Origin of the sequence: Streptomyces luteosporeus (assembly GCF_039532865.1) — a bacterium.
Lineage (GTDB): Bacteria > Actinomycetota > Actinomycetes > Streptomycetales > Streptomycetaceae > Streptomyces > Streptomyces luteosporeus.
Genome location: NZ_BAAASL010000003.1, coordinates 15917 through 35740 on the forward strand (window position 1 = coordinate 15917; position 19824 = coordinate 35740).

21 protein-coding genes are annotated in these 19824 nt (G+C 75.4%); 12 read left to right on the plus strand and 9 right to left on the minus strand.

What is annotated here, in order from left to right:
- The first annotated feature begins 131 nt into the window (after positions 1–131).
- Together ABD361_RS04200 and ABD361_RS04205 are read left to right on the plus strand one after the other, a co-directional pair.
- Entirely contained in the window at positions 132–1634 is a 1503-nt protein-coding gene (locus ABD361_RS04200) for a glutamate-cysteine ligase family protein (RefSeq protein ID WP_344433302.1), read from the plus strand.
- A 176-nt stretch (positions 1635–1810) separates the two neighbouring features.
- Complete coding sequence (locus ABD361_RS04205; RefSeq protein ID WP_344433662.1) at positions 1811–2563, plus strand: CPBP family intramembrane glutamic endopeptidase; 753 nt, start codon at positions 1811–1813, stop codon at positions 2561–2563.
- Between the two features lie 10 nt (positions 2564–2573).
- Here the strand turns inward: ABD361_RS04205 and ABD361_RS04210 are convergent, their stop codons facing one another.
- Positions 2574–3389 (minus strand): PhzF family phenazine biosynthesis protein, encoded by an 816-nt coding sequence (locus ABD361_RS04210; protein WP_344433303.1) that lies wholly within the window; start codon positions 3387–3389, stop codon positions 2574–2576.
- Between the two features lie 143 nt (positions 3390–3532).
- On the opposite strand from ABD361_RS04210, the gene ABD361_RS04215 reads away from it, so the two are divergent.
- Together ABD361_RS04215 and ABD361_RS04220 are read left to right on the plus strand one after the other, a co-directional pair.
- Positions 3533–4537 carry an EamA family transporter gene (locus tag ABD361_RS04215; protein WP_344433304.1) on the plus strand — a complete coding sequence of 335 codons (1005 nt, stop codon included), beginning with the start codon at positions 3533–3535 and terminating at the stop codon, positions 4535–4537.
- A gap of 163 nt (positions 4538–4700) precedes the next feature.
- Positions 4701–5714, plus strand: a complete 1014-nt coding sequence (locus ABD361_RS04220) for a DMT family transporter (protein ID WP_425583143.1) — start codon at positions 4701–4703, stop codon at positions 5712–5714.
- Here ABD361_RS04220 and ABD361_RS04225 read toward each other — a convergent pair.
- The gene (locus ABD361_RS04225) at positions 5701–6363 is read right to left on the minus strand and encodes a pyridoxamine 5'-phosphate oxidase family protein (RefSeq protein WP_344433305.1); all 663 of its coding nucleotides are present in this window, start codon (positions 6361–6363) and stop codon (positions 5701–5703) included. The two genes, ABD361_RS04220 and ABD361_RS04225, sit on opposite strands and share 14 nt — an antisense overlap.
- 35 nt (positions 6364–6398) lie before the next feature.
- On the opposite strand from ABD361_RS04225, the gene ABD361_RS04230 reads away from it, so the two are divergent.
- Positions 6399–7730: an aminotransferase class I/II-fold pyridoxal phosphate-dependent enzyme gene (locus tag ABD361_RS04230; protein WP_344433306.1), complete on the plus strand. Its 1332-nt coding sequence runs from the start codon at positions 6399–6401 to the stop codon at positions 7728–7730.
- On the opposite strand, the gene ABD361_RS04235 is transcribed toward ABD361_RS04230, so the two are convergent.
- A complete protein-coding gene (locus ABD361_RS04235) occupies positions 7721–8797 on the minus strand; it encodes a DMT family transporter (protein WP_425583145.1) in 1077 nt (358 codons plus the stop codon). The two genes, ABD361_RS04230 and ABD361_RS04235, sit on opposite strands and share 10 nt — an antisense overlap.
- A gap of 74 nt (positions 8798–8871) precedes the next feature.
- Here ABD361_RS04235 and ABD361_RS04240 point away from each other — a divergent pair, with 74 nt between their 5' ends.
- The gene (locus ABD361_RS04240) at positions 8872–9813 is read left to right on the plus strand and encodes a LysR family transcriptional regulator (protein ID WP_344433308.1); all 942 of its coding nucleotides are present in this window, start codon (positions 8872–8874) and stop codon (positions 9811–9813) included.
- Between the two features lie 46 nt (positions 9814–9859).
- Here ABD361_RS04240 and ABD361_RS04245 read toward each other — a convergent pair whose 3' ends face one another.
- Entirely contained in the window at positions 9860–10324 is a 465-nt protein-coding gene (locus ABD361_RS04245) for a pyridoxamine 5'-phosphate oxidase family protein (protein ID WP_344433309.1), read from the minus strand.
- An 83-nt stretch (positions 10325–10407) separates the two neighbouring features.
- On the minus strand, positions 10408–10899 hold the full coding sequence (locus ABD361_RS04250) for a Rieske (2Fe-2S) protein (protein WP_344433310.1): 492 nt from the start codon (positions 10897–10899) through the stop codon (positions 10408–10410).
- A 129-nt stretch (positions 10900–11028) separates the two neighbouring features.
- Here ABD361_RS04250 and ABD361_RS04255 point away from each other — a divergent pair, with 129 nt between their 5' ends.
- The 5 genes from ABD361_RS04255 (at position 11029) to ABD361_RS04275 (ending at position 14776) form a co-directional block, all read left to right on the plus strand.
- Positions 11029–11853: a HipA family kinase gene (locus ABD361_RS04255; protein WP_344433311.1), complete on the plus strand. Its 825-nt coding sequence runs from the start codon at positions 11029–11031 to the stop codon at positions 11851–11853.
- Positions 11850–12266 carry a DUF3037 domain-containing protein gene (locus tag ABD361_RS04260; protein WP_344433312.1) on the plus strand — a complete coding sequence of 139 codons (417 nt, stop codon included), beginning with the start codon at positions 11850–11852 and terminating at the stop codon, positions 12264–12266. Before ABD361_RS04255 ends, ABD361_RS04260 begins: the two co-directional genes overlap by 4 nt.
- 146 nt (positions 12267–12412) lie before the next feature.
- Entirely contained in the window at positions 12413–13174 is a 762-nt protein-coding gene (gene fabG / locus ABD361_RS04265) for a 3-oxoacyl-ACP reductase FabG (protein ID WP_344433313.1), read from the plus strand.
- Between the two features lie 52 nt (positions 13175–13226).
- On the plus strand, positions 13227–13988 hold the full coding sequence (locus tag ABD361_RS04270; protein ID WP_344433314.1) for an SDR family oxidoreductase: 762 nt from the start codon (positions 13227–13229) through the stop codon (positions 13986–13988).
- Between the two features lie 101 nt (positions 13989–14089).
- Positions 14090–14776 carry a uracil-DNA glycosylase gene (locus ABD361_RS04275; RefSeq protein ID WP_344433315.1) on the plus strand — a complete coding sequence of 229 codons (687 nt, stop codon included), beginning with the start codon at positions 14090–14092 and terminating at the stop codon, positions 14774–14776.
- A 46-nt stretch (positions 14777–14822) separates the two neighbouring features.
- On the opposite strand, the gene ABD361_RS04280 is transcribed toward ABD361_RS04275, so the two are convergent.
- From ABD361_RS04280 to ABD361_RS04290, 3 genes are all read right to left on the minus strand, one after another.
- The gene (locus ABD361_RS04280; protein WP_344433316.1) at positions 14823–15500 is read right to left on the minus strand and encodes a hypothetical protein; all 678 of its coding nucleotides are present in this window, start codon (positions 15498–15500) and stop codon (positions 14823–14825) included.
- A 92-nt stretch (positions 15501–15592) separates the two neighbouring features.
- The gene (locus tag ABD361_RS04285) at positions 15593–16105 is read right to left on the minus strand and encodes a DinB family protein (protein ID WP_344433664.1); all 513 of its coding nucleotides are present in this window, start codon (positions 16103–16105) and stop codon (positions 15593–15595) included.
- A gap of 63 nt (positions 16106–16168) precedes the next feature.
- Positions 16169–16792 carry a TetR/AcrR family transcriptional regulator gene (locus ABD361_RS04290; protein ID WP_344433317.1) on the minus strand — a complete coding sequence of 208 codons (624 nt, stop codon included), beginning with the start codon at positions 16790–16792 and terminating at the stop codon, positions 16169–16171.
- Between the two features lie 89 nt (positions 16793–16881).
- On the opposite strand from ABD361_RS04290, the gene ABD361_RS04295 reads away from it, so the two are divergent.
- On the plus strand, positions 16882–18087 hold the full coding sequence (locus tag ABD361_RS04295) for an FAD-dependent monooxygenase (RefSeq protein WP_344433318.1): 1206 nt from the start codon (positions 16882–16884) through the stop codon (positions 18085–18087).
- A 56-nt stretch (positions 18088–18143) separates the two neighbouring features.
- On the opposite strand, the gene lnt is transcribed toward ABD361_RS04295, so the two are convergent.
- Positions 18144–19712, minus strand: a complete 1569-nt coding sequence (gene lnt / locus ABD361_RS04300; RefSeq protein ID WP_344433320.1) for an apolipoprotein N-acyltransferase — start codon at positions 19710–19712, stop codon at positions 18144–18146.
- Positions 19713–19824 lie beyond the last annotated feature (112 nt).

Below are 19824 nucleotides of genomic sequence, written 5' to 3' on the forward strand. Positions count from 1 at the left end.
GAGTGCGCTCGGTCGGAGCCTACCGGTTCCGCGGCCGCCGCGGGGCGTTATGGATCGCCTCGCCTGGGCATCATCGACCGTGACAAGGCGACCGGTGCCGCGGACGGCCCTGCCTGAGGAAGGACGCTTCAATGGGTGAGAAGGTCGTCGCCGTGGGGTTCGACCTCGCCGACCGGCGACGCCACCGGGACAAGCTCAGGCGGTGCCTCGAAGCGCTGGCGAGACTGCTGGAGGAGAAGCGGTTCGACCGCCCGCGCAATCTCATGGGGCTTGAGATCGAGCTGAATCTCGCGGGCTCCGACGGCATGCCGAGCATGGTGAATGCCGAGGTGCTGGAGCGCATCGCAAGCGGGGATTTCCAAACGGAACTCGGGCAGTTCAACCTGGAAGTCAACATCGTCCCGCACCGCCTCTCCGGGCGCGTTCTCGACCAGCTCGCCGAGGAGCTGCGCACCGGCTTGTCGTACGCCGACCGCCGGGCCCGGGAAGTCGATTCCGGAATTGTGATGATCGGGATTCTGCCCACGCTCACCGACGAGCACCTCGTGCACGGCAACCTCTCCGCCGGCGACCGCTACGTCCTGCTCAACGACCAGGTCGTCGCCGCCCGCGGCGAGGAGTTCACCATCGACATCGCCGGCGTGGAGCGGCTGACCTGCACCGCGCGGTCCATCGCCCCCGAGGCCGCCTGCACGTCGGTCCAGCTCCACCTGCAGGTCACCCCCGGCCGCTTCGCGGCGGTGTGGAACGCCGCCCAGGCGGTCGCGGCCGCGCAGATAGCCGTCGGCGCCAACTCCCCCTTCCTCTTCGGCCGGGAGCTGTGGCGCGAGTCGCGGCCGCCGCTGTTCGTGCAGTCCACCGACACCCGCCCGCCCGAGCTGCAGGCCCAGGGCGTGCGCCCGCGCACCTGGTTCGGCGAGCGCTGGATCTCCTCGGCCTACGAGCTGTTCGAGGAGAACGTCCGCTTCTTCCCGCCGCTGCTGCCCATCAGCGGCGACGAGGACCCGCTGCGCGTACTCGACGAGGGCGGCATACCGGCCCTGCAGGAGCTCACCCTGCACAACGGCACCGTCTACCGCTGGAACCGGCCCGTCTACGGCATCGCCGACGGTGTGCCCCACCTGCGCGTGGAGAACCGCGTCCTGCCCGCCGGGCCCACCGTCCCCGACGTGATCGCCAACACCGCCTTCTACTACGGGCTGATCAGGGCGCTGGCCGAGGAGCCCCGGCCGGTGTGGACGCGCATGCCGTTCGCGGTGGCCGCCGACAACTTCGACCTCGCCTGCCGGCACGGCATCGAGGCCCACCTGCGCTGGCCCCGCGCGGGCCGCGGCGGCGCCCCGGCGCGCGTCGAGGCCGTCCGGCTCGTCCTGGACGAGCTGCTGCCGCTCGCCGCGGCCGGCCTGGACGCCTGGGGCGTCGAGCCCGCCGACCGCGACCACTACCTCGGCATCATCGAAGGCCGCTGCCGGCGCCGGGTCAACGGCGCCTCCTGGCAGGCCGCCGCCTACCACCGCGCCCGGGAGCGGGGCCTGGACCGCGAGCAGGCACTGGCGGCCACCACCCGGGAGTACTGCGAGCTGATGCGCACCGGTGACCCCGTGCACACCTGGCCGGACGGCGCCGGCGGCTGACCCGCGCCCGCCCCGGTTCGTCCCCGGTGCCCGCGGTCGGGCAAGCTGTGACGACCTGACGGGCACGACATGGGCAGACGGAGGCGGCAGTGCGGCACAACGCTCCCGACGGCGGCGCGGGCACCGCGCCCGGCACCGCGCCGGGCGGCGCCGGCGGGCGGTGGCCCGGCGAGGCGCTGCCCCGGCCCGTCCTGCGGTCCGAGCTGCTGATCGTGCTGGCCCTCTCGCTCGGGGCCAGCGCCGTCGCGGCGCTGATCAGCTTCATCGGGGCGGCGACCCGGCCCGGCGGCCTGAAGGACCAGGCCGCCACCCTCAACGCCTCGCACGCCCCCGGCCGTCCGTGGCTCGACCTGGCCTGGCAGCTGTTCGGCATCGCCACCGCGCTCGTGCCCGTCCTCCTCGTCGCCCACCTGCTGCTGCGCGAGGGCGCCGGGCCGCGCGCCATCGGCCTCGACCGCACCCGCCCGGCCTTCGACCTGACCCGCGGCGCCGGCCTCGCGGCGGCGATCGGCGGCACCGGGCTGCTGTTCTACCTCGCCGTCCGGGCGGCCGGCCTGAACCTGACCGTGGTGCCCGAGCACCTGCCCCACGTGTGGTGGCGGATCCCCGTACTGATCCTGTCCGCCGTGCAGAACGCGGTGCTCGAAGAGGTCGTGGTCGTCGGCTACCTGCTGCGCCGGCTCGGGCAGCTGGGCTGGTCACCGGCGGCCGCGCTGGCCACCAGCGCCGTCCTGCGCGGCTCGTACCACCTCTACCAGGGCATCGGCGGCCTCGTCGGCAACATGGTGATGGGCGTCGTCTTCGTCTTTCTGTACCGGCGCTGGCGGCGCGTGGGGCCGCTGGTGGCCGCGCACGCGCTCATCGACGTCGTGGCCTTCGTCGGGTACGCCCTCCTGGCCGGCAAGGTCGGCTGGCTGCCCACCGCCTGACGCCGCCCGCTCAGGCCAGCAGCTCGCCGTCGACGACGGTCACCGCCGATCCGGTCAGCAGCGTCCGCTCGCCGCGCAGCGCCGTGCGGACCAGGCCGCCGCGGGCGGAGGCCTGGCGCCCCGTCAGGTCGGCGACCCCCAGCCGGCCGGACCACAGCGGCGCCAGGGCCGTGTGCGCGCTGCCGGTGACCGGGTCCTCGTCGATGCCCACGTTGGGGAAGAAGCAGCGCGAGACGTAGTCGTAGCCGCGCGAGGGGTCCTCGGCCGGCGCCGTGGCGATCACGCCCCGGCGCGCGTGGTGGCCGAGCGCGCGCAGATCGGGGGCCAGGGACAGCACGCTGTGCTCGTCGGGCAGTTCGACCAGCAGGTCGCCCACCTGCGGGCCGGTGTCGTGGGCGCCGAGCGGCACCGTGCCCAGCGCCTCGGCGATGTCCTCGGGCACCTCGACGGGGGTCAGGGGCGCGGTCGGGAAGTCCAGGGTGATCGTGCCGTCCGCGTGCGCCGTCGCGGTGAGCACCCCGCAGCGGGCGGCGAAGCGCACGGTGCCGGTGGCCGCGCCCGTGGTGCGCAGGACGTGCGCGGTGGCCAGCGTGGCGTGGCCGCACATGTCGACCTCGGTGACCGGGGTGAACCAGCGCAGCGCCCAGTCGGCCGGCCCCCCGTCCGGCAGGCGGTGGGCGAAGGCCGTCTCCGCGTGGTTGACCTCGGCCGCCACGCGCTGCATCCACGCGGCGTCGGGGAAGGAGCCGGAGTCCAGCAGCAGGACGCCGGCCGGATTGCCGGTGAAGGGACGGTCGGTGAAGGCGTCGACGATACGAATCCGCATGCCCGGACCGTACGGAGAACCGCGGGCGCCGGCCATGGCCAATCGGCGCGCAGTGGACCGGCTCCTCGGGTGCGGTGCGCCCCTGAGGGGACGCCAGGAGCGCAAGGGGTGACGGTCCTGTCGATCACTGGCATGATGCCGCGATGCAAGCGTCTGAGAGAAGAAGCGCCGGCCTGGGCCTCGCCCTGGTCTCCGCGCTGGCGTTCGGGGGTTCGGGGGTCGCGGCCAAGCCGCTCATCGAGGCGGGCCTGGACCCGCTGGAGGTGGTGTGGTTGCGCGTGGCCGGCGCGGCGCTGGTGCTCTCGCCCGTGGCCTGGCGCCACCGCGCCCTGCTCACGCGCCGCCCCGCGCTCCTGGCGGGGTTCGCGCTGCTCGCGGTGGCGGGCGTGCAGGCGTGCTACTTCGGGGCGATATCCCGCATCCCGGTCGGGGTCGCCATGCTCGTCGAGTACCTCGGTCCGGCGCTCCTGCTGGGCTGGGTGCGGTTCGTGCAGCGGCGGCCGGTGAGCCGGGCGGCCGTGATCGGCGTGGTGCTCGCCGCGGCCGGCCTGGCCTGTGTGGTGGAAGTGTGGTCCGGGCTGGCCTTCGACACCCTCGGCCTGCTGCTGGGCCTGGGCTCGGCCTGCTGCCAGGTCGGCTACTTCGTCCTCGCCGACCACGGCGGCGAGGACGCGGACGGCGGCGCGGACCCCCTCGGCGTCGTGGCCTTCGGACTCCTCGGCGGCGCCGCCCTGCTGACGGTCCTCGCGCGGCCCTGGGCCATGGACTGGTCGGTGCTCGCGGGCAGCGCACGGATGAACGGTGCGGACGTGCCGGCCGTGGTGCTGCTGTGCTGGGTGGTCCTGGTGGCGACCGTCGCGGCGTACGTCACCGGTGTGCTCTCCGTACGCCGGCTCTCCCCGCAGGTCGCCGGGGTCGTCGCCTGCCTGGAGGCGGTCGTCGCCACCGTCCTGGCCTGGGTGCTGCTCGGCGAGCACCTCTCGGCCGCGCAGTCCGCGGGCGGCGCCATGGTGGTGCTCGGGGCCTTCGTCGCCCAGACCGCGACGCCCCGCAAGGCCCCGGCGCAGCCGGTGGCCCGGGGGAAGGGACCGGTCACCGGGGAGGTCGCCGCCGGACGGGAGTTGTCCGGCGACGCCGGCAGGGCCTAGGCTGCGCGATCATGCCCATGACTGTTCTGCCGCCTCCCGCCGCGTAGCGCGGGCGGCCGCTCCTCGCACATGAGGCCCGGGGCGCAAGAGTTCCCGGGCCGGTCGGTGCTGCCCGCAGACGGACCAGTTGATCTTTTTCGTCCCTCTTCGCGGGAGAACAGTCGTGCACGACTCCTCCGCCCCGGTGCGCCCTGCGGCGCTTCCGGCGGCTTCCGTCCCCCTTCCCTCCGTCCCCGGCCCGTCCGTCGGCCGGGGGCTGCTCTTCGTGACCGTGGCGGCCGCCACCTGGGGCACGACCGGTGCGACGGCCGCCCTGGTCTTCGCCGGCAGCGGCCTCGGCCCCCTCGCCCTGACCTTCTGGCGCACCGCCGGCGGGCTCGTCCTGCTGCTGGCGGTACGGGCCCTGCGCCCGCGCCGCGCCCCGCAACCGCGGGACGTGCGGGAGTCGTGGGGACGGCGGTTCGCGCGCGTGACGGTCACCGGCCTGGGGCTGACCCTCTTCCAGGCCGCCTACTTCGCCGCCGTCGACGGCACCGGTACGGCGGTGGGCACCGTCGTCACCCTCGGGGCCTGCCCGGTCCTGGTCGCCCTGGGCGGCCGGCTGACCTCGGGCGAGCGGCTCGGCGCCGGCGGCCGGACGGCCGTTGCGGGGGCGGTCGCCGGTCTCGCCGTGCTGATGCTGGGCGGTGACGCCGCGGGCGGTGTGCGCCCGGCCGGCGTCACGTGGGGCCTGGTCTCGGCAGCGGGCTATGCGGTGCTCACCCTGCACTCCCGGCATCTGGGCCGCGCGGGCCGGGGCACCGATCCGCTGACCACCACGGTGACGTCGTTCGCGGTGGGCACGGTGTGCCTGCTGCCGCCGGCCGTCGCCGAGGGCCTGTGGCCCTCGACGCACCACCTGGGGCGCACCCTGTGGCTGCTGGGCTACCTGGTGACGGTGCCGACGGCGCTGGCGTACGGGTTGTTCTTCGCCGGGCTCGCGGTCGTGCGGGCCACCACGGTCGCGGTGATCACGCTGCTGGAGCCGGTGACGGCAGCGGTCATCGCCGTCCTGCTCCTCGGCGAGCGGCTCTCCGTCACCACGGCGCTGGGCACGGCGGTGCTGCTGGGCGCGGTGGCGGCGCTGGCCGTCGCCGAGGCCCGCGGGGGCGCGGGCGCGGCGGTCAGCGGCCGGTGAGGTAGGCCGGCACGGGGGCGCCCGGGTCCTGGCCGGGGGCCGGGACGGGCGCCCCGTACACCGTGGTGACGGGCACGACGCCGCTCCAGTGCGGCAGGGCCGCGTCCGCGGCGTCGTCGGCCGGCGGGGCGTTGCGCACCTTGGCGGAGACCTCGGCCAGGTCCACGCGCAGCACCGCGGTCGCGGCCACCTCCTTGCGGGTGGCGGGCCGGCAGTCCGCCGAGCGCCCCGGCACCGCCTGGTCGACCAGGGCGTCGAGGGCCGTCGTGAGTTCCTCGGCGTCCGTCACGGGCCGGGCGGTGCCCTGGATCACCACCGAACGGTAGTTGAGGGTGTGGTTGAAGGCGGAGCGGGCGAGGACCAGCCCGTCGACGTGCGTGACGGTCACGCAGACCGGCATGCCGGGCTCGTGGGCCTCGCCGGCCGCGCGCAACGGCCGCGAGCCGGTGGAGCCGTGTATGTACAGGCGCTCGCCGACGCGCCCGTAGAGGGTGGGCAGGACGACGGGTGCGCCGTCGCGCACGAAGCCGAGGTGGCACACGTAGCCGTCGTCGAGGATCGCGTGGACGGTCGCGCGGTCGTAGGAGGCCCGCTCGCGGTAGCGGGTGGGGGTGGTGCGCTCCGTCTGCTCGTAACCACTGGACGACATTGCGGTCTCCATTGCACTAGTGCATACTGTGTTTTGTGCTAGGAGAGTATCGGATCGAGGGGCGGCGCGCAGCCGACATCTCGGCGAGCGTGGAGCGCGCCGTGGGCGAGGGGAAGCTCCCTCCGGGCGAACTGCTGCCGCCCATGCGGGAGTTGGCCGTCGAGCTGGGGGTCAACCCCAACACGGTGGCCGCCGCCTACCGCATGCTGCGCGACCGAGGCGTGATCGAGACCGCCGGCCGGCGTGGCAGCCGGGTGCGCCCCCGGCCGGCCAGCGCGCCCCGCGACGCCCTGCGCGTCGAGGTGCCCGACGGCGCGCGCGACCTCTCCGGGGGCAGCCCCGACCCCGCCCTGCTGCCGCCGCTCGGCGCGGCCCTGGCCGCCGCGGCCGAGCGCGCCCGCACCGACCCCGTCCTGTACGGCCGGCCCGCGGTGGACACCGGCTTCGAGCAGGCGGCCCGGGCGGCCCTCGCGCACGACGGCGTGCCTCAGGGGCCGCTCGCCGTCACCTCCGGCTCCCTCGACGGCATCGAGCGCGTGCTCGCCGCCCACCTGCGGCCCGGCGACGCCGTGGCCGTGGAGGACCCGGGCTGGGGCAGCGTCCTCGACCTCGTCCCCGCGCTCGGCATGCGGGCCGTGCCGGTGGCCGTCGACGACGACGGCCCGCTCGCCGACTCCGCCGACCGCGCCCTGGCCCAGGGCGCCCGCGCCCTGATCGTCACCTGCCGCGCGCAGAACCCCACGGGCGCCGCCATCGGCGCCGGCCGCGCCCGCGAGCTGCGCGCCGTCCTCGCCCGGCACCCGCACACCCTGCTCGTCGAGGACGACCACGCCCACGGCATCGTCGACCTGCCGCTGCACCCCCTGGCCGGCGCCACCACCCACTGGGCGCTCGTCCGCTCCGTCGCCAAGGCCTACGGGCCCGACCTGCGGCTCGCCGTGCTCACCGGGGACGCCGTCACCATGGACCGGGTGCGCGGGCGGCAGCGGCTCGGTTCGGGCTGGGTGAGCCACGTGCTGCAGGACGCCGTGCTGCACCTGTGGCGCACCGGTGCGGTGGACGCCGCCCAGGTGGCCGCCTCGTACGGGCGCCGGCGCGAGGCGCTGGTGGCGGCGCTGCGCGCGCGGGGCCTCGCGGCCCACGGCCGCAGCGGCATGAACGTCTGGGTGCCGGTGCCCGACGAGACGGCGGTCGTGACGCGGCTGCTGCAGGCCGGCTGGGGCGTGTCGCCCGGTGCCCGCTTCCGCCTCGCCTCGCCGCCCGGGATACGCCTGACCGTCTCGCCGCTGGCCGTCGCCGACACGGAAAAGGTCGCCGACGCGGTGGCGTCGGCGACCTTCTCCCTGCCCGGCGGGCGCTACGACTGAGCGGCCTTTTCCTCGCCCTCGTCGGCGTCCGCGGCGGACCGGGCCACCACGTTCCCGCGGCCGCCCGCCCGGCCGTCCGTGCCCTTGCTCTGCGTCAGCCAGGCACCGGCCAGCACGATCAGGGCACCGAGCGGCACATTCCAGGTGAGCCGCTCCCCGAGGACGAGCACCCCGGCGCCCGTCGCGACCACCGGGATCAGATACGTCGTCATGGTCGCCGTCGTCGGCCCCACCTCGGCGACCAGCCCGTACTGCAGCAGGAACGCGAGCCCCGTGCCGAGCGCGCCCAGCGCGAAGACCGCCAGCAGCGGCACCACCGGCAGCGCCGTCGGCAGCGGGCTGACCAGCGGGGCGACGACGGCCAGCTGCACGGCACCCAGGAACAGCTGCGTCGTCGACATCGACAGGTGGGAGTCGCCGGTGCCCGACAGGGTGCGCCGGACGTAGACCCAGCCCACCGCGTAGCTGGCGGAGGCGATCAGCGCCATCGCGGTGCCCTTGGGGTCCTGGCCGGAGAAGCCCTGCCAGATCCCCAGCACCACCAGCACGCCGACGAAGCCCAGCCCCAGGCCGGCGAAGCGGCGCCGCGTCGGGCGGTCCTCCGAGAGCGCCACCAGGGCGATCACCATGCCCCACAGCGGGGTCGTGGCGTTGCAGATCCCGGCGAGCGTCGAGGGGATGGTCAGCTCGGCGTAGGCGAAGAGCGTGAACGGGAAGGCGTTGCACAGGAAGGCGGCCACGGCCAGGTGCGCCCAGGTGCGCGGCGCCCGCGGCGGCCGGTCGCGCTTGACCAGGAGCACCACGGCGAGCACGACCGACCCGAAGAGCATCCGGCCGAACGACACGTACGGCGGCGCATAGCCGTCGGTGCCGACCTTGATGAACAGGAAGCTGAAGCCCCAGATCACCGAGAGCACGCCGAAGCGGATCCGCCAGTCGACAGCGGTGCGCCCCCGGCCGGTGGGGGCGGGGGCGCTGGAGGCGTCCGGGGTGGTGGAGGAGGTGGGGGAGGCGGCTGTGGAGGCGGAGGAACCGGTGGGCGTTCCGGGCGGTGCGACGGTGCTCATGACACCAACGATGACGGCCCACACCTCGTAGGACAAGCGAATTAATCTTGGGGTCTTCGCGTAGCATTGCTTACATGTTGAACCTGGAGCGCCTGCGCACCCTGCACGCCGTCGCCCGCCACGGATCCGTCAGCGGCGCGGCCGAGGGCCTGCACGTGACCACGTCCGCGGTCTCCCAGCAGCTCTCCAAGCTCGAACGGGAGGCCGGGCAGCAACTGCTGGTCAAGAACGGCCGCGGGGTGCGGCTGACGGACGCCGGACGGCTGCTCGCCGAGCACGCCTCGCGCATCCTGTCCCAGGTCGAGCTCGCCCAGTCCGACCTGGAGGCCCAGCGCGGGCAGGCCGTCGGGCAGGTGCTGCTCGGCGCCTTCCCCACCGCCGCCCGCGGCCTGTTCCCCGCCGTCCTCGCCGGACTGCGCACCGAGCACCCCCAGCTGCGCACGCGCCTGGTGGAGATGGAGCAGGACGAGGCCGTGCCCCGCGTGGTCAGCGGCGACATCGACCTCGCCGTCGTCCTCGACTGGTACAACAAGCCGCTGCCCGTGCCCGAGGAACTGATGCGCACCCCGATCCTCGACGACCCCGTCGACCTCGCGGTGCCCGCCGGCCACCCGCTGGCCGGCCGCCCCGACGTCGAGCTGGAGGACTTCGCCGACGAGGAGTGGATCTCCTGGCCCCGGGGCGAGTTCTGCCACGACTGGCTGCTGTCCACGCTGCGCGGCAAGGGCATCGAGCCCCGCATCTCGCACATGGCCGACGAACACCCCACCCAGCTCGCCCTCGTCGCGGCCGGGCTCGGCGTCGCCGTCGCCCCCCGGCTGGGCCGCGGCCCGGTGCCGCAGGGCGTGCGCACGGTGCCCGTGCGGCACACGATGTGCCGGCACGTCTTCGCCATCTGGCGCGCCGACGCCGACCGCCGGCCCTCCGTGCGGGCCGTCGTCGACGCCCTGCGCGCCGCGGGCCACCGCCACGGCGGCCGCTGCCCGGCCGACGCACCGGACGCCCCGCGCCCCTGACGGGCCGCTGCACCAGCCGCCGGATCCGGTCCGGGCCCGCAGGCGGTCAGCCGGAGAGCTTGCGGAAGTCCCACGAGACGACCGACCGCGGGGTCAGTCGCAGCCAGGCGTGCCGCCCGTCGTGGGGCATCGTGGCGAGCCCGAAGTACTTCGCCGCGAACAAACGCTCCGGCGTGTGCAGTTCCGGGCACGGCTCGCCCGTGCGCGGCGCCTCCCCGACCCGGACGGCGGTGCCCGACAGCTCCGCGCCACGCAGCTCCCCGTACTCCTGCCCGTCGTCGACCACGACGGCCACGCGCGCGTCCCGGCGCAGATCCGCCCAGCGCCGGCTGCGGGTCAGGGAGTACAGCCACAGCGCCGAGCCGTCCCAGACGAACCACAGCGGTCCCACGTGCGGCCGTCCGTCCGGGCCGGCCGTCGCCACCCGGCAGGTGCGGCTGCCGGTCAGGAAGGCGTCGAGCTCGGCCGGGGTCAGCATCGCCCGGCGTCCGCGCCGCTGGCCGGCCGGCATGGCCCACCCCCTGCTCCGGTCACCGTCCGGCCGTCCGCCGGATGTCCGTCACGAAGGATGGGCCCCTTTCCCGGTCCGCGCAATCACCCCAGCACGAGGGAATCCCCGCTGACCGACACCTTCTGCGCGGGCAGCGGCCGCTGCGCCGGGCCGCCGCGCACGCTGCCGTCGGTCGCCGAGAAGCGGCTGTGGTGGCAGGGGCAGTTGATGGTGCCGTCCACGACGTCCTGCACCAGGCAGCCCTGGTGCGTGCACACCGCGGAGAAGGCCTTGAACTCGCCCTTCGCCGGCTGCGTGACCACCACCTTGCGGTCGGCGAACACCTTCCCGCCGCCGACGGGGACGTCCGCCGCCTTGCCCAGCGCCTCGCCCGCGCCCGCCGGCCGGTCGCCGTCGCCACCGCCGGCCTTGCCACCGGTGGTGCTGCCGCCGCCCGCGGGGGAGCCGGTGGCGGGAGAGCCGGAGGTGCTGCCGCCGCCGCAGGCGGCGAGGACGGCGGCCAGGGAGGCGGCCGAGGCGGCCGCGACCACGCCGCGGCGGGTCGCACCGGCGGGGACGAGGGACGAATACGTCATGATCGTTTTCCTTCGCTGCTCTCGGGCCCGTGGGGCGCGAAGAGCCGTGCCCCACCGGTTCGACGACGGGTACGGCCGGACGGCCCCGGCTGTTCAACGACGCCATCACGTGCCGAGTAACCTGGGGCGATGCTCCCCGAAGTCACGGCCACCCGTTACGTCGCGCCGCTGCGCGAGGGCGGGTCGCTCCCCGGCATCGTCGAGGCCGACGATCTCGGCACGTACGTCATGAAGTTCACCGGCGCCGGACAGGGCCCCAAGACGCTGGTCGCCGAGGTGGTCTGCGGGCAGCTCGGCCGCCGCCTGGGCCTGCGGATCCCGGAGCTGGCGCAGATCCAGCTGGACCCGGTGATCGGCCGCGGCGAGCCCGACCACGAGGTCCAGGCGCTGCTCAAGGCCAGCGGCGGCCTCAACCTCGGCATGGACTTCCTGCCCGGCGCCCTCGGCTTCGACCCGCTCGCCTTCGAGCCCGACCCCGTCGAGGCCGGGCGCGTGATCTGGTTCGACGCGCTGATCAACAACGTCGACCGCTCCTGGCGCAACCCCAACCTGCTCGTCTGGCACGGGCGGATGTGGCTGATCGACCACGGCGCCACCATGATCTGGCACCACAACTGGCCCCGTGCCCGGGCCGCGGCCGCCAAGCCCTACGACGCCTCCGACCACGTGCTGGCGACCTTCCGCCCCGACCTGGCCGGGGCCGCCGCCGAGCTCGCCCCGCAGGTCACCGAGGAGCTGCTGACCGAGGTCGTCGCCGACGTCCCCGACGAGTGGCTCGCCGGCGAGCCGGGCTTCGAGGACCCCGACGCCGTGCGCCGCGCCTACGTCGAGGTGCTGCTGGAGCGCGCACCGGTCGTCGGCGCGGGCATCACCATCGGCGAACGCACCGCCGACCTGCCCTCCCAGGCGCCGGAGTGGGTACGTGTCAGGCTCGACGGAAAGGCCGCGAAGTGACGGGCCGCAGCACCACCGCACGTGACGCCGGCACCGCACGTGAGGTCTTCGAGTACGCGCTGCTGCGCGTCGTGCCGCGCGTGGAGCGCGGGGAGCAGATCAACGCCGGAGTCGTCGTCTACTGCCAGGCCAAGGCGTACGTCGCGGCCCGCGTCCACCTGGACGAGGCCCGGCTGCTGGCCCTGGACCCCACCGCCGACGTCGCGGGCGTGCGCGCCGCGCTGCACGCGGTGGAGGGCGTGTGCGCGGGCGGCGAGCGCGCCGGTCAGGCGGCGTGCGACGACGCGGGCCGGCGCTTCCGCTGGCTGATCGCCCCCCGCAGCACGGTCGTCCAGCCCGGGCCCGTGCACACCGGGCTGACCTGCGACCCGGAGCGGGAGTCCGAGCGCCTGCTCGACCTGCTGGTGAAGTAGCCGGGCCGGCCGGGGCCCGCCCCGGCCGGATCGGGCGTTGACAGTGCGTGGTGCGGCTTCTAGCGTCTGATCACCGACGCTACTGAGCGGTTGCTCACTCGCGGCTCCGTGGCGGGTGGGCCGCCCCCGACCTGAGGAGTACCCGCATGTCCACCACCGAGCAGCGCGTGGCCCTCGTCACGGGCGCCGCCCGCGGCATCGGCGCCGCCACCGCCGTGCGCCTGGCCGCGGACGGGTACGCCGTCGCCGTGCTCGACCTCGACGAGGCGGCCTGCGCGGACACCGTGGCGCGGATCACCGGCGCCGGGGGCAGGGCGATCGCCGTCGGCTGCGACGTCGCCGACGCCGCCGCGGTGGAGGCCGCCGTCGCCCGCGTCGCCGACGAGCTCGGCCCGCCCGTCGTCCTCGTCAACAACGCCGGCGTGCTGCGCGACAACCTCCTGTTCAAAATGAGCGAGAGCGACTGGGACACGGTGCTGAACGTGCACCTGCGCGGGGCGTTCCTGATGTCGCGAGCCTGCCAGAAGCACATGGTGGACGCCGGTTTCGGCCGCATCGTCAATCTCTCCAGCAGCTCGGCCCTCGGCAACCGCGGCCAGGCCAACTACGCCGCCGCCAAGGCGGGCATGCAGGGCCTGACCAAGACCCTCGCCAAGGAGCTGGGCAAGTTCGGCATCACCGCCAACTCGGTGGCACCCGGCTTCATCGCCACCCACATGACGGCCGCCACGGCCGAGCGCGTCGGCATGGGCTTCGACGACTTCAAGGCCGCGGCCGCGAGCCAGATCCCGGTGCAGCGCGTCGGCGAGCCCGAGGACGTCGCCAACGCCATCGCCTTCTTCGCCGGCGAGCAGGCCGGCTTCGTCTCCGGCCAGGTGCTCTACGTGGCCGGCGGCCCGCTCGACTGACCGACGTACCGACCCACGCACCGACCGACCCGGCCGAGGAACGGAAAGGACCATGAGCGAACCGCAGCAGGAGGGCACCGGACGGGTCGCCCTCGTCACCGGCGCCAGCCGGGGCATCGGCTACGGCATCGCCGAGGCGCTCGTCGCCCGCGGCGACCGGGTGGTGATCACCGGGCGCAGCGCGGACGCCCTGCAGGAGGCCACCGAGCGCCTCGGCGCCGACCGGGCGGTCGGCGTGCAGGGCAAGGCCCACGACGAGGCCCACCAGGCCGCCGCCGTCGAGCGGGCCATGGAGGCCTTCGGCCGGGTCGACTACCTGGTCAACAACGCCGGGACGAACCCGGTCTTCGGGCCGCTGGCCGAGGCCGACCTGGCGGTGGCCCGCAAGGTCTTCGAGACCAACGTCGTCTCGGCGCTCGGCTTCGCCCAGCAGACCTGGAAGGCCTGGCAGAAGGAGCACGGCGGCGCGATCCTCAACATCGCCTCCGTTGCCGGCCTCGCGCCCTCCCCGTTCGTCGGCGCGTACGGCATGAGCAAGGCCGCCATGGTCAACCTCACGCTGCAGCTGGCGCACGAGTTCGCGCCCGGCGTCCGGGTCAACGCCATCGCCCCGGCGGTGGTGAAGACGAAGTTCGCCGCCGCCCTGTACGAGGGGCGCGAGGAGGAGGCCGCGGCCGCCTACCCGCTGGGGCGGCTGGGCATGCCGCAGGACGTCGCCGGCGCCGCCGCCTTCCTGCTGTCCGACGCAGCGGGCTGGGTGACCGGGCAGACCCTCGTCGTGGACGGCGGTTTGTTCCTCAACGCCGGTTTCTGAGGCCCCGGGGACGGTCGCCGGAAGGACCGTGCGGACGGCGTTGTCAGTGGCCACCGGTAAGTTCTGGCACGAGAACGGAACGAACCTTCGGAGGTTGCGACGTGACCGTCACCGACGTGCTGCCCGAGTCCTGGCACGCTGTCCTCGCCGAGGAGCTGGAGAAGCCCTACTTCAAGGAGCTCACCGAGTTCGTCGAGGAGGAGCGGACGAAGGCCCCGGTGTACCCGCCCCGCGGGGAGGTCTTCGCCGCCCTGGAGGCCACGCCCTACGACCGGGTCAAGGTCCTCATCCTCGGCCAGGACCCCTACCACGGTCCCGGCCAGGGCCACGGCCTGTGCTTCTCGGTGCGCCCCGGCGTCCGCACGCCTCCGTCCCTGCGCAACATCTACAAGGAGATGTGCGACGAGCTCGGCCACGACGTGCCCGACAACGGCTACCTGATGCCGTGGGCCGAGCAGGGCGTGCTGCTGCTCAACGCGGTGCTGACGGTGCGCGGCGGGGAGCCCAACTCGCACAAGGGCAAGGGCTGGGAGAAGTTCACCGACGCGGTCATCCGCGCGGTGGCCGCCCGGCAGGACCCGGCGGTCTTCGTGCTGTGGGGCAACTACGCGCAGAAGAAGCTGCCCCTGATCGACCAGGAGCGCCACGTCGTCGTCAAGGGCGCCCACCCCTCGCCGCTGTCGGCGAAGAAGTTCCTCGGCAGCAAGCCCTTCACCCAGATCAACGAGGCCATCGCGGCCCAGGGCCACGAGCCCATCGACTGGCGGATCCCGGACCTGCAGGTCTGATCACCCCACCGCACCCCGTCCCACTACCGCTGTGCGTGCGCGGTGCTCAGCGCCCGTAGACCTGGCGGCAGATACGCGAGGCGTCGCCCCCCTGCTGCCAGCGGCCGTACGTCTCGCCGAGGGCGCACACCCCGGGGCCGCCCCGGCCGGGCGGGGCCACGGGCGGCGCCGCCCGCCGCGGCTCCGGCTCGTGCCCCTGGTCGTGCCCCTGGTCGTCCTCGTGCCGCTCCTGCCGGGAGCGCTCCGGGGCGGGTGCCGGAGCGGGGGCTCGCCAGGCGGGGGTCCGCGGTGGCCGGGCGGGGGCGGTGAGGAGCGGGGGAGCGGACAGCGTCGGGGGCGGCGCCGCGTCGTCCGAGGGGGCCGGGTCCGCGGAGCCGGGGGAGCCGCCGGCGGCGGGCGGCCGCACCGCGCCGCCGCTGTCGCCCGGGCCGCCGAGCGGCCGCGCGACGCGGCCGTCGGCCCCCACCGCGCCGGGTGCCGGCTCGGGTACGGGCGTTCCGCCGGCCGAGCCGGCGGAGCCGGCCGTGCCCGCCGTGGCCCCGGGCGCCGGCGGGTCGGAGGCGTCCGGCCCGGTGACGGCCAGGGACTCGCGGTCCGGGCCGTGGATCAGCCGGGGCGCGCCGGCCGCACCGGCCGGGCCCTGCGGGGGGAGGTGACGGGGGACGCAGACGCAGCCGGCGGCGGCCGCCATGGCCACCGCCACCCATACCGTCGCAGCGGACACTCGATGCACCCGCCCAACGCTGCTGCGCCGCAAGGGGCTTGGGAATGCCCCGCGCGGGCGAAGGCGGTGCGCGGGGTCGCCTCGCGCGCGGGTCAGTGGCCCGTCGCGCCGTCGATGCGCTCGCGCAACAGGTCCGCGTGGCCGTTGTGCCGCGCGTACTCCTCGATCATGTGCGTGAGGATCCAGCGCAGGGTGAGCGGGTCGGTGTGCGAGCGGTGCCGGCCCAGGCTCGCGTCGTCCAGCGAGCGGGTCGCGGCGCGCTCCCGGGCGACGGAGATCTCCTGCTGCCAGGTGGCGTACGCCTCGTCGCCGGAGTCCTCGGCGGTGACGAGGAAGTCCCGGTCGGGTTCGGCGTCGGTGTAGTAGATCGGCGGGGCGTCCTCGTCGTCCAGGACGCGGCGGAACCAGTGGCGTTCGACCTCGGCCATGTGCCGCATGAGCCCCATCAGCGACATGACGGAGGGCGGCACGGACGCCTCCCGCAGCTGCTCGTCGGTGAGGCCGGCGCACTTGTGGGCGAGGGTCGCCCGGTGGTGGTCGAGCCACCCTTCGAGCATGTCGCGCTCTCCGGCATGGGTCGACGGCTTGGGGCGTTCCGACGTGATCGTGATCATGCCGTCCATGATGGACGCCAATCGGGATGCGGCGCCACGGAATTGGGCCGGCGACTACGGCGCGGGCCGCAGCGCCCCGCGCAGCAGCTCGGTGACCCCCCGGCGCAGCTCCGCCCGGCCGGGCGCCTCTGCGTGGTACGAACCGGCGGCGCAGGCGAACATCATGCCTTCGCACCACGCCACGAGCGACAGCGCGTGCCGCTCGGGCTCGGTGGAGCCCGCCGCCGCCATCAGGGCCACCACCGGCTCGCGGAACCGCTCCTTGCCGGTGGCGTCGTAGATCGCGCGCAACTCCGGCCGGCGCGCGGCCTCCAGGGCCAGCTCGTAGCGGGCCAGCAGCAGTTCGCGCGGTCCGGTCAGCGAGCGGTGCAGCGCGAGGGCGATCGCCTCGGCCAGGGCGTCGAGCCCGGCCGCCGGATCCGGCATCTCCCGCGGCGTGAGCACCTCTTCCTCCCGCTCGCCCAGCCGGCGCACCGCCGCCTCCAGCAGGGCGGCACGGGTGCGGGCGAGGTTGGAGGTCGAGCCCGGCGGCAGCCCGGCGGCCTCGTCGACGGCGCGGTGGGTCAGCCCGCGCATCCCGCGCTCGGCGAGGAGCGCCAGCGCGGTGTCGGCGATCAGCTGGGCGCGGGGCGGGGTGGGAGTGGTGTGCCGGGTGGTGCCGGACTTCTCGGAACGCACGGCTTCAATCTACCGGCCGTCTACCGGGCTCACTACACCTGTAGTACCGTCGTTCAACGAAACTACACCTGTAGTGACCGGAGGTTCTCGTGCCCGTCCCCGCGTCCGCACCCCGCGCCGTCGTCATCGGCGGCGGGATCGGCGGCCTGACCGCCGCTGCCGCCCTGCACCACGACGGCTGGGCCGTCACCGTCCTCGAACGCGCCGCCGCCCTGGAGCCCGTCGGCGCCGGCATCGCCCTCGCCCCCAACGCCCAGCGCGCCCTGGACACCTTCGGCGCCGGCGACGCGGTCCGGGCCCTGTCCGCCTGGCAGTCCGACGGCGGACTGCGCCTGCCCGGCGGACGCTGGCTCTCCCGTACCGACGGCGAGGCCGCCGCCGCCCGCTTCGGCGGCCCCGTCGCGCTCGTCCACCGCGCCGACCTCGCCGCCCTGCTCGCCGCCCGGCTCCCCGACGGCTCGGTGCGCACCGGCGCCCCCGCCGCCCTCGCCGACCCCGGCGGTGCCGGCCGGCCCGCCCGCGTCACCACCCCCGGCGGCGACCTCGAAGCCGAACTCGTCGTCGCCGCCGACGGCATCCACTCCGCCACCCGCGCCGTCCTCTTCCCCGGCCACCCCGCGCCCCGCTACACCGGAGCCACCGTCTGGCGGTTCGTGGTGCCCGCCCCGGGCGCCCCCTTCACCCCGCACGAGACCTGGGGGCGGGGCCGCATATGGGGCACCGTCCCCCTGCCCGGCGGGCGCGTCTACGTCTACGCCCAGGCCAACGCGCCCCGGCGGGCCGCCTCGCCCGGCGGCGAACACGCCCAGCTCCGCCGCCTCTTCGGCGACTGGCACCACCCCGTACCCGACCTGCTCGACACCGTCGACCCCGCGGCGATCCTGCGCAACGACGTCCACGCCATGACCGCCCCGCTCCCGGCCCACCACCGCGGCCGCGTCGCCGTCGTCGGCGACGCCGCGCACGCCATGCCGCCCAACATCGGCCAGGGCGGCTGCCAGGCCGTCGAGGACGCCGTCGTCCTCGCCCACGTCCTCGCCGGCTGCGGCGACGACGTGACGGCGGCCCTGGAGGAGTACACCCGGCTCCGCCTGCCGCGCACGACGGCAGTCGTACGGCGCGCGGAGCGCGTGGCCCGGCTCACCCGGCTCTCCTCGCCCGCGGCCTGCGCCCTGCGCGCGGTCGCCGTGACCACGGCCGACCGCCTCGGCCCCCGTACGGTCCTGCGCAGCCTCGACGGCGTGGCCGACTGGTGCCCCCCGACCCGGCCGCCCCGCTCGACGCCGGTCGCGTGACGGTGCACGCCGGTGGCCGGTCGGGCAACGGCAGGGCCGCGCGAGGCGGCCGGGGCTCAGCCTCCTGCAGGGCCGCCGCCCCGCCGCGCGCCCCGGATCGCCGCCCAGCGGAAGAACTCCGCCGCACAGTGGACGGCGAGCACGGCGAGCGCCCCGTACACCGCCCAGTCCCCGGCCCGGACGTACGGGCTCTCGCCCCGCGCCAGCGGCACGTCGTAGACGGCGGCCGCGCTGCGGTCCGTGCCCAGCCGCTCGCCGGTGATCCGGCCGCGCGGGTCGGCCACCGTGCTCACCCCGGTGAGCGTGGCGTGGACCACGGGCCGCCACGTCTCGGCGGCCCGCAGCGCGGCCAGCGAGGCGTGCTGGGCCGGTGCCCAGCTGTCCTGGAAGGTGGACGTGGCCGACTGGGTCACCAGCACCTGCGCCCCGTCCCGCGTCAACTGCCGGGTCATGTCGGGGAACGCCGACTCGAAGCACACCAGCGGGCCGAGCCGCAGGCCGCTGCCGCGGGTGTCGGGCAGCCGCATGACGACCTGCCTCTCGCCACGCATCCGGTCCTCGCCCGCCGCCTTGCCCACCGAGGTGGCCCAGCCCAGCACCTCGCGGGCTGGAACGTACTCGCCGAAGGGCACCAGCCGCATCTTGTCGTAGCGGTCGCCGGTGGGGCCGTCGGGGCCGATGAGCACCGAACTCTTGAAGATGCCGGGCTTGTCCGAGCGGCGGGCGTCCACGTTGACCAGCAGGTCGGCGCCGACCGTGCGGGAGAGCGCGGCGAGGCGCGCGCTCAGGTCCGGCCGCCGCCCCAGGTCCTGGCCCACACTGCTCTCGCCCCACACCACCAGGTCCAGCCGCTGCCCGGCCAGACGGCGGGTGAGGTCCTCCTGCACGTCGAAACGGTGCTGCACACTGCCCGTCCCGTCGACGATCCCGGGCTGGACGACGGCGATGCGCGCGGTGCCGGTGAGGGCGGGCACCGGTGCGCACAGCCACACCCCGCACACCAGCACCGCGCAGCCGGTCAGGCCCGTCGCCGCGGCGGCCCGGCCGCGGGGCGCGCACAGCAGTGCTGCCAGCGCGGTGTTGACGGCCACCAGCACCAGGCCGACGAGCCACACCCCGCCCACGGACGCCAGCCGCAGGGCGGGGGCGACCTGCCACTGGCTGGCGCCCAGCAGGCCCCAGGGCCCGCCCAAGTACTCCCAGGAGCGGACGAGTTCGACCAGCAGCCAGCCGCACGGCACCACCAGCAGCGCCGCCGCCACCCGGCCGGGCCCGGGAGCGCCGCCCAGCAGCCGGTGGACGACCAGCCCCCACGGCAGCCACAACAGGCCCAGCAGGGCGGCCAGTACGAGGATGAAGACGTGCAGGCTCGGCAGCAGCCAGTGGTGCACCGCGAGCAGGAAGCCGGCCCCGCCCAGCCAGCCCTCCAGCGCCGCCCGCCGGGCGCTCGCGGCGGAGCGGAGCAGCAGCAGCCACGGCACGAGGGCCGCCCAGGCGAGCCACCACAGGGCGGGGGCCGGGAAGGCCAGGGCCGGCAGCGCCCCCGCCGCCAGGGCCGCAACGGCCCGCCACCACGGCGTGGCGAGGAGCCGGGCCGGTCGCTCCGCCCACGACCGCAGCGTCATGACGTCTCTCCCTCGTGCGCCCCCGTCACCAGTGTGGGGGATGCCCGGTGGCCTGTCCGCGTCACCACGCGGGGGCGAGATCCGGCCATGGGCGGGACGACTCCGCTTATGG

Excerpts from the sequence above, each read along its gene's own strand:
- ABD361_RS04200 (WP_344433302.1), top strand. The coding sequence starts at position 132 with ATGGGTGAGAAGGTCGTCGCCGTGGGGTTCGACCTCGCCGACCGGCGA.
- ABD361_RS04210 (WP_344433303.1), bottom strand. The coding sequence starts at position 3,389 with ATGCGGATTCGTATCGTCGACGCCTTCACCGACCGTCCCTTCACCGGC.
- ABD361_RS04215 (WP_344433304.1), top strand. The coding sequence starts at position 3,533 with ATGCAAGCGTCTGAGAGAAGAAGCGCCGGCCTGGGCCTCGCCCTGGTC.
- ABD361_RS04225 (WP_344433305.1), bottom strand. The coding sequence starts at position 6,363 with ATGTCGTCCAGTGGTTACGAGCAGACGGAGCGCACCACCCCCACCCGC.
- ABD361_RS04235 (WP_425583145.1), bottom strand. The coding sequence starts at position 8,797 with ATGAGCACCGTCGCACCGCCCGGAACGCCCACCGGTTCCTCCGCCTCC.
- ABD361_RS04240 (WP_344433308.1), top strand. The coding sequence starts at position 8,872 with ATGTTGAACCTGGAGCGCCTGCGCACCCTGCACGCCGTCGCCCGCCAC.
- ABD361_RS04245 (WP_344433309.1), bottom strand. The coding sequence starts at position 10,324 with ATGCCGGCCGGCCAGCGGCGCGGACGCCGGGCGATGCTGACCCCGGCC.
- ABD361_RS04250 (WP_344433310.1), bottom strand. The coding sequence starts at position 10,899 with ATGACGTATTCGTCCCTCGTCCCCGCCGGTGCGACCCGCCGCGGCGTG.
- ABD361_RS04255 (WP_344433311.1), top strand. The coding sequence starts at position 11,029 with ATGCTCCCCGAAGTCACGGCCACCCGTTACGTCGCGCCGCTGCGCGAG.
- fabG (WP_344433313.1), top strand. The coding sequence starts at position 12,413 with ATGTCCACCACCGAGCAGCGCGTGGCCCTCGTCACGGGCGCCGCCCGC.
- ABD361_RS04270 (WP_344433314.1), top strand. The coding sequence starts at position 13,227 with ATGAGCGAACCGCAGCAGGAGGGCACCGGACGGGTCGCCCTCGTCACC.
- lnt (WP_344433320.1), bottom strand. The coding sequence starts at position 19,712 with ATGACGCTGCGGTCGTGGGCGGAGCGACCGGCCCGGCTCCTCGCCACG.